The sequence below is a fragment of the Marinobacter sp. OP 3.4 genome, from assembly GCF_036224885.1.
In the GTDB taxonomy this organism is placed as follows: Bacteria; Pseudomonadota; Gammaproteobacteria; order Pseudomonadales; family Oleiphilaceae; genus Marinobacter.
The window spans coordinates 91,471-103,770 of the sequence record NZ_JAVVLT010000096.1; the positions used below are offsets into that span (position 1 = coordinate 91,471).

The 12,300-nt window shown below is 63.8% G+C and carries 10 protein-coding genes; all 10 read right to left on the reverse strand.

All coding sequences use genetic code 11. The features are described from left to right. Positions 1-11: 11 nt before the first annotated feature. Positions 12-1,661 (reverse strand): glucose-6-phosphate isomerase, encoded by a 1,650-nt coding sequence (pgi, locus tag RO069_RS15690; protein ID WP_328188822.1) that lies wholly within the window; start codon positions 1,659-1,661, stop codon positions 12-14. Positions 1,662-1,685: 24 nt separating this feature from the next. After that, positions 1,686-2,534, reverse strand: coding sequence for a pantoate--beta-alanine ligase (gene panC, locus RO069_RS15695; protein ID WP_328188823.1), 849 nt, complete (start codon positions 2,532-2,534; stop codon positions 1,686-1,688). Then, positions 2,534-3,325: a 3-methyl-2-oxobutanoate hydroxymethyltransferase gene (gene panB, locus RO069_RS15700; RefSeq protein ID WP_328188824.1), complete on the reverse strand. Its 792-nt coding sequence runs from the start codon at positions 3,323-3,325 to the stop codon at positions 2,534-2,536. Before panB ends, panC begins: the two co-directional genes overlap by 1 nt. A gap of 99 nt (positions 3,326-3,424) precedes the next feature. Further along, positions 3,425-3,955, reverse strand: coding sequence for a 2-amino-4-hydroxy-6-hydroxymethyldihydropteridine diphosphokinase (gene folK / locus RO069_RS15705; RefSeq protein ID WP_328188826.1), 531 nt, complete (start codon positions 3,953-3,955; stop codon positions 3,425-3,427). Further along, positions 3,952-5,259 carry a polynucleotide adenylyltransferase PcnB gene (gene pcnB, locus RO069_RS15710; RefSeq protein ID WP_442915381.1) on the reverse strand — a complete coding sequence of 436 codons (1,308 nt, stop codon included), beginning with the start codon at positions 5,257-5,259 and terminating at the stop codon, positions 3,952-3,954. The genes folK and pcnB overlap by 4 nt, the downstream gene beginning before the upstream one ends. Before the next feature lie 909 nt (positions 5,260-6,168). Continuing rightward, positions 6,169-7,569 (reverse strand): sigma-54-dependent transcriptional regulator, encoded by a 1,401-nt coding sequence (locus RO069_RS15715; RefSeq protein ID WP_328188877.1) that lies wholly within the window; start codon positions 7,567-7,569, stop codon positions 6,169-6,171. A gap of 8 nt (positions 7,570-7,577) precedes the next feature. Further along, positions 7,578-10,544 carry an ATP-binding protein gene (locus tag RO069_RS15720; RefSeq protein ID WP_328188829.1) on the reverse strand — a complete coding sequence of 989 codons (2,967 nt, stop codon included), beginning with the start codon at positions 10,542-10,544 and terminating at the stop codon, positions 7,578-7,580. Further along, positions 10,534-10,710, reverse strand: coding sequence for a hypothetical protein (locus RO069_RS15725; RefSeq protein ID WP_328188831.1), 177 nt, complete (start codon positions 10,708-10,710; stop codon positions 10,534-10,536). The genes RO069_RS15720 and RO069_RS15725 overlap by 11 nt, the downstream gene beginning before the upstream one ends. 93 nt (positions 10,711-10,803) lie before the next feature. After that, positions 10,804-11,685, reverse strand: coding sequence for a tRNA glutamyl-Q(34) synthetase GluQRS (gluQRS, locus tag RO069_RS15730; RefSeq protein ID WP_328188833.1), 882 nt, complete (start codon positions 11,683-11,685; stop codon positions 10,804-10,806). A gap of 57 nt (positions 11,686-11,742) precedes the next feature. After that, positions 11,743-12,183, reverse strand: a complete 441-nt coding sequence (dksA, locus tag RO069_RS15735; protein WP_328188835.1) for an RNA polymerase-binding protein DksA — start codon at positions 12,181-12,183, stop codon at positions 11,743-11,745. Positions 12,184-12,300: the final 117 nt, after the last annotated feature.

The following is a 12,300-nucleotide window of genomic DNA, read 5'->3' on the forward strand; positions in this document are numbered from 1 at the left end:
GAGCGGCCCTGTCATTCGCCCCGGAACAGGCGCATCAGGCCGGCGGTTGAGCTGTCCAGGCCGTTGTCGCTGATCCCGTCATTGAGCTGCTGCAGGATGGGCTTGCCCAGTTGCTTGCCAAGTTCCACCCCCCACTGGTCAAAGGAATTCAGGTTCCAGACCACCCCCTGTACAAAGGTGCGATGCTCGTAGAGGGCGACCAGGGCGCCGATGGTTTCCGGGGTGGCCCTGTCGAATACCAGGGTATTGGAGGGCTTGTTGCCGGGGATCACCTTGTGGGGCACCAGCCGCTCCACCTCCTCCGGCGGCAGCCCCTGGTCCTGCAGTTCCGCCCGGGCCTCGGCCTCGGTCTTGCCCTGCATCAGCGCCTGGCTCTGGGACAGGCAGTTGGCGAACAGGGTGGCGTGGTGGTTGGCCACCGGGTTATAGCTCTTCAGGGGGATAATGAAATCCGCTGGCGACAGCACCGTGCCCTGGTGCAGTAGCTGGTGGTAGGCGTGCTGGCCGTTGGCGCCGACACCGCCCCAGATCACCGGGCCGGTGGCGTAGTCCACGGGGTGACCGTTGCGATCCACGCGCTTGCCGTTGCTCTCCATATCCAGTTGCTGGAGGTGGCCGGGTAACTGCTTCAGGTATTCGTCGTAGGTGAGGATGGCGTGGGTATCCGCGCCCCAGAAGTTCACGTACCACACCCCCAGCAGGGCCATCACCACCGGCATGTTGTCCTCCAGCGGCGCCTGGCGGAAGTGCCGGTCCATGTCACGAGCCCCGGCCAGCAGCCGGCGGAAGGCGTCCATGCCCAGGGTCAGGGCGATGGGCAGGCCGATGGCGGACCACAGGGAGTAACGACCGCCCACCCAGTCCCACATGGGGAAGATGGCGTGCTCCTGTATGCCGAATGCCTTGGCGGCGGGGCCATTGGCGGTTACCGCCACGAAATGCTGTCCCAGGTCGGTCTCGCTGGCGCCGGCATCCAGCAGCCACTGGCGGGCCAACTGGCTGTTGGCCAGGGTCTCCTGGGTGCCGAAGGACTTGGACTGCACCAGGAACAGGGTGCTCTCCGGCCTCACCTGCCGCAGCACCTCACTGATATCGGTGCCGTCGATATTGGCCACGTAGTGGCAGCGCACGCCGTTGCGGGTGAGGGGCCTGAGGGCCTCGGTCACCATGCAGGGACCCAGGTAGGAGCCGCCGATACCGATGGACACCACGTTCGTCAGGGCATCGCCCCTGAACCCCGTCAACTGGCCCTGGTGGACCTGTTCCACAAAGGTTTCCATGCGGTCGAGGGTGGCCTGTATCTCCGGCAGGATATTCTCGCCGTTGACCCGGATATCGCTGTCAGCGTCGGCCCGCAGGGCGGTGTGCAGGGCGGGGCGGTTCTCGGTGTTGTTGATGGCAGCACCGGAGAACATGGCCTCGATCGCCTCCGGCAGGCCGCAGGCCCGGGCCAGGCCGGTCAGCAGGGGCAGGGTGTCGCCGCGGATGCGGTTCTTGGCGTAGTCCAGCCTGAGGCCAGCGGCCTCGATGGAAAAGCGCCGGAATCGCTCCGGGTCTTCCTGGAACAGTGCCCGCATATGGGTTGTCGCGAGTTCGGCCTGGTGCTCGCGAAGGGCCTGCCACTCCGGTTTACGGACCAGGGATGAACTTTCCTTTGCCATGTCGCTTCCTTTCGCTACAGGGAGTCAGCGTTCAACTGACAGGTTGTCTATCAATCGCGTGGTTCCCAGGAACGCCGCCGCCAGCACGGTAAGCTGGCGGTCTCCGGGTACTGCCGGTTTCAGGGTCAGGCTGTTGACGATATTGAAGTAATCCGGGCGGAAGCCTTCGGCGGCCAGGGTGTCGCGGGCCGAGGCTTCCAGGCCGGCAAAGTCGTCGCTGCCATCGGTCAGGGCCCTGCCAGTCTCCGAGAGGACTCGATGCAAGGCCGGTGCCACCTTCCGTTCCGCGGTGGACAGGTAGCCATTGCGGGAACTCATGGCCAAGCCATCACTCTCCCGGATGGTGGGCAGGCCAATGACGTCCACTGGAATGAACAGGTCCCTGACCAGTTTGCGGATCACCGCGAGCTGCTGGTAGTCCTTGTCACCGAACACGGCCACGTCCGGCTGCACCATGTTGAACAGCATGGTGACCACGGTGGCCACGCCATCGAAATGGCCGGGGCGGCTGGCACCACAGTGGCCTTCGCTCACCTCCGGTACCGAGACCTGGGTCTGGCGGGCGAGGCCGTCCGGGTAGACTTCCTCCACCGTCGGAGCAAACAGCAGGTTGTTGCCCTCGGCTTCCAGCCGGCGCTGGTCTTCCGCCAGGGTGCGGGGGTAGGCGTCCAGGTCCTCGCCGGCGCCGAACTGCATCGGGTTGACGAAGATGCTGGTGACCACCACATCCGAGGCCTCCAGGGCCCGGCGCACCAGGGCCAGGTGACCCTCATGGAGGTTGCCCATGGTGGGTACCAGTCCCACCCGCTTGCCCTGGGCCCGATAGCTGCGGATAACGGCCCGCAGTTCCTTGATGGTATGTACGGTACGCATTACTTGAACGTATGCTCCTCGCCGGGGAAGGTGCGTTCGCGGACGGCCTTGACGTAGGCCTGGATGGCGCCGGGAATGCTGCCGCCTTCGGCCAGGAAGTTCTTGACGAACTTGGCCTTGCGGCCTTCCGGAATGCCTAGCATGTCATGGAGAACCAGTACCTGGGCGTCGGTGTCCTTGCCTGCACCAATACCGATCACGGGCGCGGCCACCGCCTGGGTGATGCGGGCGGCCAGGGGCGCCGGAACGCACTCGAGCAGGATGATATCGGCGCCGGCCGCCACCAGATCGCTGGCGTGCTCGATCATCAGCTCGGCGTGTTTCTCGTCGCGGCCCTGGACCTTGTAACCACCGAACTTGTTGACGAACTGCGGGGTCAGGCCCAGGTGGGCACACACTGGCACACCGCGCTCGCTGAGGGCGGTGATGGTGTCCTTCATCCAGTCGGTGCCCTCGAGTTTCACCATGTGGGCGCCGGCCCGCATCAGTTCGGCGGCGTTGTCCAGGGCGTCCGGGATGGTGCCATAGGTCATGAACGGCATGTCGGCCATGATCAGGGAGCCACGGTTGCCAGCGGCGACACAGCGGGTGTGATAGCAGATTTCCTCAAGGGTAACCGGCAGGGTGCTGTCATTGCCCTGCAGCACCATGCCCAGGGAGTCGCCGATCAGGATGACGTCCACGCCAGCTTCACTGACAACCTGGGCGAACGCCGCATCGTAAGCGGTGAGGACCGCAAAAGCCTCGCCCTTGTCCTTGTAGTCACGCAGGGTATTGATGGTAACAGCCATAAAAAGACGCCTTTGCTGGAAAGTGGCGGGTTGAGCGTTCTGTTCCGGGGCCTTACGGCACGTTGCCGTGGTCCAGGGTTTTTCAGAGGCTCCCTAAGGTTAATGGCGGGGCGGGGGCGAGGCAAGGGGCGCGCCGGCCACCGGCTCCAGTCGCTGCAGATGGTTATCGGTGCAGTCGTCAAGCAGTTGCTGGCAGCGGCGACCATCGGGCAGGGTGGCATTGTGGTCGATGTCCAGCATCGGGCGCAGCACAAAGTCCCGCTCGGTGATGCCGGGGTGGGGCACTGTGAGGCGGTCGGTGGTGATCACCTCGTCGCCATAGAGCAGCAGGTCCAGGTCCAGGGTCCGGGGGCCCCAGTGGCGCAGGCGTACCCGGCCGTGGTCCTGTTCCAGGCGTTGCAGGTGATCCAGCAGGTCATGGGGGGGCAGGCTGGTCTGCAGGAGCGCCACGCCGTTGACGAAATCCGGCTGGTCCTGGGGGCCCATGGGCCGGCTGCGATAGAAAGGAGACTGGTCGAGCAGAGTGGACCGGGGCAGGGTGGCCAGCCCGGTCACGGCCCGGGCCAGTTGCTGCAGCGGGTCTTCCAGGTTGCTGCCCAGGCCGACCCAGGCCCTGACCCCGTCGTTCATCCGTCCTGCCTCTGGGGGGCGGGCTTGCGGCGCCGGCGGCGCTTGCGGGGCCCCTGTTGCCCCAACTGGCTGAGCATGCGCTCTCGCTCGCGGTCGTCCGCCGCCTGGAAATCGGTCCACCACTGGCCCAGGCCGGGTTCGATCTCGCCGGCGGCCTCGCGGACCAGCAGGAAATCATAGGCGGCCCGGAACCGGGGGTGCTCCATCAGGGTATAGGCACGTTTGCCCTGGCGCCGGGGCAGGCGCATCTGCAGTTCCCAGATTTCCTTCATGGGGCCGGAAAATCGCTTGGGAATGGAGGTGGCCTGCACCTGTCGGCCAATCACCTTGCTGATGGACTGGTGCAGGGCCGGCTGTACCGGCTCGCCATTATCCTGGCGGCGCTGCCATTCCGACTGCAATGCCGGCCACAGCATGGCGGCATACATGAAGTAGGGCGTAACCGACTTGCCTCGGCGGAGCCTGTCGTCGGTGTTCTGCAGGGCCTTGAGGATCAGCATATCCGGCTGGCCCTCATCAATGGCCCGGACGGTTTCCGGGAACAGCGGCGCCAGCAGGTCATACTGTTGCAGCAGGTACCAGGTGGCCTCGCCGTAACCGGCGGAGAACAGCTTGAGGACTTCCTCGAACAGCCGGGCCGGGGGGATGTGGGTCAGCAGCGGTGCCAGCTCGCGGATGGGGGCCTCGGTGACCGGTTCGATGGTGAAGCCCAGCTTGGCGGCGAATCGTACCGCCCGCAGCATGCGCACCGGATCTTCCCGGTAGCGGGTTTCCGGATCGCCGATCAGCCGCAACTGGCGATTGTTCAGGTCGTCCATGCCGCCGGCATAGTCGATGACGGTGAAGTCGCGGATGCAGTAGTAGAGGGCGTTGACGGTAAAGTCCCGCCGCAGGGCATCCTCCTCCTGGTTGCCGTAGACGTTGTCCCGCAGCAGCAGGCCATGCTCGTTGGTCCGGCGATCGTCATCATCGTCGGCGTCGTCTGTATTGGCATTGCCACGGAAGGTGGTGACCTCGATGACTTCGCGCCCGAACAGCACATGAACGATGCGGAAGCGCCGGCCAATCAGGCGGGAGTTGCGAAACAGCTCGTGTACTTCCTCGGGCGTGGCATCGGTGGCGATGTCGAAATCCTTGGGCTGTTCCCCCAGCAGGATGTCGCGGACACCGCCGCCCACCAGGTAGGCTTCATAGCCGGCCTTGTTGAGCCGGTTGAGCACTTTCTTGGCGGGCTCGCTGATCATTGAGCGCGAGACGTTGTGCTGGTCCCGGGGAATTTCGCGGCGCTCGTAAACCGGCTCCATCGAGGCTTTGGGAGCAAGCAGGGCGCGAACTTTTTTCTGTATGTTTCTCAGCATTGAAATCCATGAACGGCGTATCGGCAGCCCGGATCCGGGGCGTGCCTTGGTTTGACGTTGCCTGGGCTGGTGCCGGTTTGTGGCGGCCACCATCCACGCAGGAGGGAGAGTTTAACGGTTTGCGCAGGATTTGCCCATGTTGGTGTCCGTTTCGCGGGGGAGCGGGGCAATGGCAGACAACGAAAGGCCAGATAATCAAAAGGCGGGAACGCTTGCGCGAACCCGCCTTGGAAGAGTAGACGATCTGCATTGTTTTTGTTGTTTGCGGTTTTTGTTATTGGCAGGCCAGTTGCCTGCTATGACCTCAGGTGAGGCCCGAATCCTGTAAACGGAACGCTTTGAATACAGAGAGCGGTAGTGACTATATGATCACCTTTGGCAGCGGCAGCGACGTCTGGAAGACGTTTCTTCTCTACTACTGCGGCTCTCATAAAGCCAAGGCACCACTAAAAAGCTCAGCACCCAAAACACTCAGTTCACTCACGCCCTGTGCTTGTTTTTGTTACCGGGCGCTTTTTCTGCAGCTTTTTGTTCTTGTTGTTGGCGCTGCCCTGTCACATTGTTTTTGTTGTTGTGCGCTCTAGTTAATGCAGTGCGTGTGCCAGTTTCATGAAATCCTTTAAAAACAAATAGTTAAAATTTTCTAATGGGTTTTAGGAATAAAAAAATGCCGCTTAGTGTTACTCACGTCTCGGTTATCCATTATGTCGTGTTTCGTGCGGTAACACCGGGTAACACCTCGGGTGTTACCGGCGGGGTAACACTCGGGCAATAGAGGGGTAACATCGGGGTAACCGTGCAGGGCCCTGGCGAACAGGGAGGGAGCTAACGTGGGGTGGTGGCAGGAGGGGCCGGTCAGCTTTTCTTGCGGGGAATGCCCAGGCGCTGTCGGCGTTCCCACAGCGACTTGCGGCTGATGCCCAGCTTCTGGGCCAGCTCGGTCTCGCTCATGCGGTCCTGGTTCTCCAGCACGAAATGCTGGAAGTAGTCCTCCAGGGACAGGTCGCTGCCGCCATCGGACTCCCGGGAAGGCGGCGGTGTCTGCTCGTTGTCACCCTCCACCAGGCTGCTGGGGATGGCGTAGTCATCGCCGGTTTCAATGTCCAGGTCGAGTTGGTCCGGGGTAATGACATCGCCGTCTGCCAGGATGGAGGCCCGCTCGATGGCATTCTCGAGTTCCCGCACGTTACCTGGCCAGCGATGCCGCTCCATGGCCTTCATGGCTTCCGGGCTCAGGCTGAGGCCGGGCTTGTTCATCCTGTCCGCCTGCCGTGCCAGGAATCGCCTGGACAGCCCCAGCACATCCCCCTGGCGTTCCCGTAGCGGCGGAATGCGAATCTGCATGACGTTCAGGCGGTAATAGAGATCTTCCCGGAACTCGCCGGTGCGGGTCATGGCCTTCAGGTTACGGTGGGTGGCGGCGATCATCCGCACGTCAACCTGGCGGCTCTGGGTGGAACCCACCTTGCGGATCTCACCCTCCTGAAGCACCCGCAGCAGCCGGGCCTGGGCTTCCGGGGGCAGTTCGCCAATCTCGTCCAGGAACAGGCTGCCACCATCGGCGGCTTCGATCAGACCGGTACGGCCGGATACGGCGCCGGTGAAGGCGCCCTTTTCATGGCCGAACAGTTCCGATTCGATCAGGCTCTCGGGGATGGCGGCGCAGTTCACCGAGATCAGCGGATGGTTGGCCCTCGGCGACAGCAGGTGCAGGGCGCGGGCGGCCAGTTCCTTGCCGGTGCCGGACTCGCCCTGGATCAGCACCGTGGTTTCCGTGGGAGCGACCTTGCGGATCAGGGTGAATACCCGCTCCATGGCGGAGCATTCACCGTACATGATCTCCGCCGGATCACCGCTGTTGACGCCGGATTCGCCTGCATCGGCGGTATCGCTGTCCGGCTGGCCGATGTTTTGCGCGAGGATGCCTTCCACCGCGGACAGCATCTCGTCGTGGTCGAAGGGTTTGGCAATGTATTCCACCGCCCCCTTCTTCATGGAGTCCACCGCCGAACGCAGGCTGGCGTAACTGGTCATGATCAGCACCGGGACGCCGGGCGCGTGGCCGATCAGGCTGGTGCCGGCCTCACCGGGCAGGCGCAGGTCGGAGATGATCAGGTCGAAGGCGTTCAGGTCGTATTCGCCGGTGGCGCCTTCCACCGACTCGGCCACGGCCACCTCGTAGCCATTGTGCTGGAGCAGCTTGCGCAGGGCAGCGCGGATAATCTCTTCGTCTTCTACAATCAGTATGCGGTGCATCGTATCTGTCATGACCCTTGGTAGTCCCCCTCACTGCCGTTGTCGATTTCGGGCTCGTAGGCGGGCAGTTTCAGCCGCACCAGAGTACCACGCCCGCTCTCCCTGTCGGCGGGACTTTCCACATTAATGGTGCCGTAGTGTTCCTCGACAATGCTGTACACCAGTGACAGGCCAAGGCCGGTGCCCTGGCTGGCGCCCTTGGTGGTATAGAAGGGCTCGAAGATATGATCGAGCTGTTCAGGAGGTATGCCTGACCCTTCGTCGGCGATTTCGATAATAGCGGAGTATTCGTCACGGTTTCCACTGACCCGGATCCGGCCGCCCTCCGGCGAGGCATCCCGGGCGTTGGCCAGCAGGTTGACGAAGACCTGCACCAGCCTCTGCTCGTCGCCCAGGACCAGCAGATCCTCCGGGCACTGGTTGATGTAGTCAAGCCCGCGCCCCCTGTCACTCAGGGACAGCAGGTTGACGGATTCGTCCACACAGCGGCGGATGCCTACCGGTTCGTAGCGGTTGGCCTGGGCGTGGTTGCCGGTGCGGGCGAAGTTCATCAGCGACTGCAGGATATTGGAGATGCGCCGGGTCTGTTGCTGGATCTGATCCGCGGTCTCCAGGATGTCGGGATTGTCGGTTTCCAGCTTCAGGTTCTGGGCCAGGGACGAGATGCCGGTGACCGGGTTGCCCACCTCGTGGGCCACCCCCGCAGCCAGCCGGCCCACGGACGCCAGCCGTTCACTGTGCATCAGTTCGTCTTCCAGCAGCCGGGTTTCGGTCTGGTCCTCCACCAGGATAATGCTGCCCCCCTCCGGGTGGTCCGGTCCCGCCAGGGCGGCCTTGTGCAGGTTCAGCCAGTGGGGGCGGCCCCTCAGGTCCAGGCGGTGTTTGTAGCGTCGCAGGTCCGGGCCGTGGACGAACTCTTCCATCAGGTCCCGCCAGTGGGGGGGCAATGCCTGCAGGCGGGCGCCGACCACCTCGTCGGCGGAAATGCCAGTAAGTTCCGCGATGGCCTGGTTCCACATCAGGATCTCGCCGTCGTCCCCCACCGAGCAGGCGGGAATGGGCAGGTTCTGCAGGGTCTGCCGGTAGTGCCGGCGCAGGTTGTCCAGTTCCCCGGCGAGTCCGGTCAGGCGGTTCTCGTATTCCCCCAGGGCCCGCTCCACGTACTGGATGTCCTGGGCGGTGCGGCTGCTGGCCATGGGTTTGAAACCCAGGTGGCGCTGCACCAGATCCTGGGCCACCGACGGGCCCATCAGCCCGGACAGGTTGATCTCGATCTGGTCCCTGAGCCGGCGGAGCTGGTAGGGGCGGTATTCCACCGGGGGAAGTTCCAGCTGTTCCTGGGCCCGGACCACTTCCCGCTTGGCCACGTTGTACCCCAGGGGTTCGGCCAGGTGTCGCACGAATTCCGACGACGAGGTGGCGATCAGTTCCCGCCGCTGTGGCCGGGACAGGGCCCCGAGGGAGCAGGCCTGGGCCGCGCTGATTTCTTCCGGGCTGGTCCGGCTGACAATGGAGACCAGGGCAAAGGTGACGATGTTCACGCCCAGGCTGATAAAGGTGAAGATGGGCCAGTTGTCGTATTCCAGGGTGACCGGCAGCACCGTGATCCAGTCCAGCGGATCAGTGGCCCGGGACAGCGGCAGTACCAGGGTGGTGGCCCACAGGGTGAGTCCGGCGACCAGTCCGCTGATCAGGCCCTTGCGGTTGCCCTCGGGCCAGTAGATCACCCCCAGGGCACCGGGCAGCAGTTGCAACACCCCCGACAGCGACAGGATGCCCAGGGTGGACAGGTCCAGTTCACGTCCCAGCAGTTCATGGAACAGCAGGGCCGCGAAGATGATGACGGCGATCAGGAAACGCTTGGTCCAGCGCAGCCAGCGGTAGATGTCGTCCTGGTCCCGGGGCGTGCGCAGGGGTAGTACCAGGTGGTTCAGCACCATGCCGGCCAGTGCCAGGGTGCTGACGATCATCAGGCCGCTGGCGGCGGACAGGCCGGCCACGTACATCAGGATGGTCAGCCACGGGCTCCCCAGGGCCTGGGCGGTGGTAATGGCGAACATGGCGGGCCCGTCGGTCACCGGCATGGCCATGCCACCCCAGAGGATCAGGGGTACCGGCAGGCCCAGCAGTAACAGGTACAGCGGCAGCCCCCAACTGGCCCGGGACAGGGCACGGGGGCTGGGGTTCTCGCTGAAGATCATGTGGTACATGTGGGGCAGTACCAGGGCGCCGGCGAAGGACATCAGCATCAGGGCCCGCCAGCTGCCGTCCTCGATCTTCAGGGTGAGGGCGCTGACCCCGGTGGAGGGCAGCGCCAGCCATTCTTCCAGACCGCCAAGGCCGTCGAACACCGAGAACAGGATGGTGCCCCCCAGCAACAGCATGGCCCCCAGCTTGACCAGTGAGTCGAAGGCGATGGCCACCACCAGGCCCTGATGGCTGCCGGAGGTCTGGTCCCGGCGGGAGCCGAACAGCATGGCGAACAGCACCACGATCAGGCTGAACAGGATGCTGATGGCGTTGGGCGACGCGTTGGGGGTGAGCAGGCCGGCACTGTCGGACACCGCCTTGATCTGCATGCTGAGCAGGGCCATCAGCGACATGCCGGAGGTGATGGTCACCAGGGTGCCGGCCCACTGGCTGCGGTAGCGGAAGGCGAACAGGTCCGCCAGGGAGGTAAGCTGGTAGGCCCGCCCGATGCGCATGATCGGGTTGAGCAGCACCGGCGCCAGCAGGAAGGCGCCACTGATGCCCAGGTAGTAGGCCAGGAAACCATAACCATACTCGGCGGCGACCCCCACCGCACCGTACACGGCCCAGGTGCCGGCATAAACGCCCAGGCTCAGGGTGTACACCAGCGGGTGGCGGACCCAGCGACCGGGCAGCCGGCCACGTTCGGTGGCATGGGCAATACCGAACAGTGTCAGCAGGTAGGCCAGGCTGATCAGCAGCAATACCGGCAGGCTAAAACTCATTGGGGTCCCGTTGCCATTCCAGCCACACGCCGACGGCGATCAGGCTGCTCCAGAAAAGGTAGGGGGAGTACCAGGCGTTGTCCGGCGAAACCCACCAGTCCAGGATGTTGGGTGAAAAGATGTAAACAGCCAGAACCAGTAGAAAAACCAGGCGATAGATATACATCAGATGTTTATCCGGGCCGTTGATCTCCGGGGTTATACCATGGGCCGGGGGGCACTGTCAGGTTGGTTGCCACTCCCGCGCAGACTCCCGGGATCACGGTTCCCGGCTGTGTTCCAGGGGGATGGCATCCAGTGACCAGTGCTCCGTGGCCCAGGCCAGCACCTGCGAGGGAGTATCGGCCGCCAGTGCCCGGGGTGGCCGCTGGCCCAGTGACGCCAGGGCGTGCCAGAGGTTGCGGGCCGGCTGGCTGTCATCAACCGCCGGGGCATGGTTCTGTTTGCTCAGCTTCTGGCCTTGCTGGTTGAGCACCACGGGAATATGGGCCCAGCCGGGAACGGTGCCTGCCAGGGCCCGGAAGATCTGGCGTTGCTGGGCGGTGGTTTCCAGCAGGTCGGAACCACGGACCACATCGGTCACGCCCTGGTCGATATCGTCCACCACCACCGCAAGCTGGTAGGCCACGAACCCTTCCTTGCGGATGATCACCGGGTCGTCCACTTCGGCGCGCACGGACTGGTGCTGCCCGCCCAGGATACGGTCGTGCCATTGGGCCTGTTCGTCGTCCAGGGCAAAACGGATGGCCAGGGGACGCTCGCCCGGGGTGTTGCCTCCGTCACGGCAGTGGTAGGGGTGGCGACCGTCGTTGGCTTTCAGTTCCTTGCGGGAACAGCCGCAATAGTAGGCCCTGCCCCGGTTCACCAGGTGGTCCGCCAGTTGCCGGTAGGTGTCCAGCCGTGACGACTGGTAGCGGACATCATCGTCCCAGTGAAGGCCGTGTGCCGACAGGCTGTGCAGGATCTGTTCGGTGGCTTTGGGGCTTTCCCGTAGCGGGTCCAGGTCCTCGATCCTTACCAGCCACTCACCGTTGCGGGTGCGGGCCTCCAGATAGCTGGCCAGGGCGGTGACCAGTGAGCCGAAATGAAGGGGGCCGGTGGGCGAGGGGGCAAAACGCCCGCGATACGCCGGAATGGTCATGGAGGGAGTTCCTGCGTGAGGGCCGTTCGACCCTCACGTTGCTGGGGACTGGCGCAATCAGAGGCCGGTCTGGCGCTCGCGGATTTCCGCCAGGGTCTTGCAGTCGATGCACAGGGTGGCCGTGGGACGGGCCTCCAGGCGACGGATGCCGATTTCCACGCCACATTGATCGCAGAAGCCGTAGTCGTCCTTGTCGATGCGGTCGATGGTCTTGTCGATCTTCTTGATCAGTTTCCGTTCCCGGTCACGGGTGCGGAGTTCCAGGGAGAACTCTTCTTCCTGGGAGGCGCGATCGCTGGGGTCTGCATAGTTGGCCGCATCTTCCTGCATGTGATGCATGGTGCGGTCGACCTCTTCCATGAGCTCCTGCCGCCACTGCATCAGCAGGTTGCGGAAGTGTTGCAGCATCTCGGGGCTCATGTATTCTTCACCCTTCTTCGCTTCGTACGGGGTGAAGTTGGTAAAGCGCTCGCGTGTCTGTTCTGCAGTATTTGCCATGTGACCTGGCCTCTTTATGAAAACTCCAAAGGGACGCAGTGTTATTGCTTGTGTCTGCGCCCGTCTGAATCAGGAACCACCCGGTTCCTCGGGAATCTGCGGAAAATAGCAGATCTG

Bases quoted from the DNA above. Each gene is read 5' to 3' on its own strand.
- panC (WP_328188823.1), bottom strand. From the start codon at position 2,534: ATGCGTACCGTACATACCATCAAGGAACTGCGGGCCGTTATCCGCAGC.
- RO069_RS15725 (WP_328188831.1), bottom strand. From the start codon at position 10,710: ATGTATATCTATCGCCTGGTTTTTCTACTGGTTCTGGCTGTTTACATC.
- panB (WP_328188824.1), bottom strand. From the start codon at position 3,325: ATGGCTGTTACCATCAATACCCTGCGTGACTACAAGGACAAGGGCGAG.
- RO069_RS15715 (WP_328188877.1), bottom strand. From the start codon at position 7,569: ATGCACCGCATACTGATTGTAGAAGACGAAGAGATTATCCGCGCTGCC.
- dksA (WP_328188835.1), bottom strand. From the start codon at position 12,183: ATGGCAAATACTGCAGAACAGACACGCGAGCGCTTTACCAACTTCACC.
- pgi (WP_328188822.1), bottom strand. From the start codon at position 1,661: ATGGCAAAGGAAAGTTCATCCCTGGTCCGTAAACCGGAGTGGCAGGCC.
- RO069_RS15720 (WP_328188829.1), bottom strand. From the start codon at position 10,544: ATGAGTTTTAGCCTGCCGGTATTGCTGCTGATCAGCCTGGCCTACCTG.
- folK (WP_328188826.1), bottom strand. From the start codon at position 3,955: ATGAACGACGGGGTCAGGGCCTGGGTCGGCCTGGGCAGCAACCTGGAA.
- pcnB (WP_442915381.1), bottom strand. From the start codon at position 5,259: ATGGAGCCGGTTTACGAGCGCCGCGAAATTCCCCGGGACCAGCACAAC.
- gluQRS (WP_328188833.1), bottom strand. From the start codon at position 11,685: ATGACCATTCCGGCGTATCGCGGGCGTTTTGCCCCCTCGCCCACCGGC.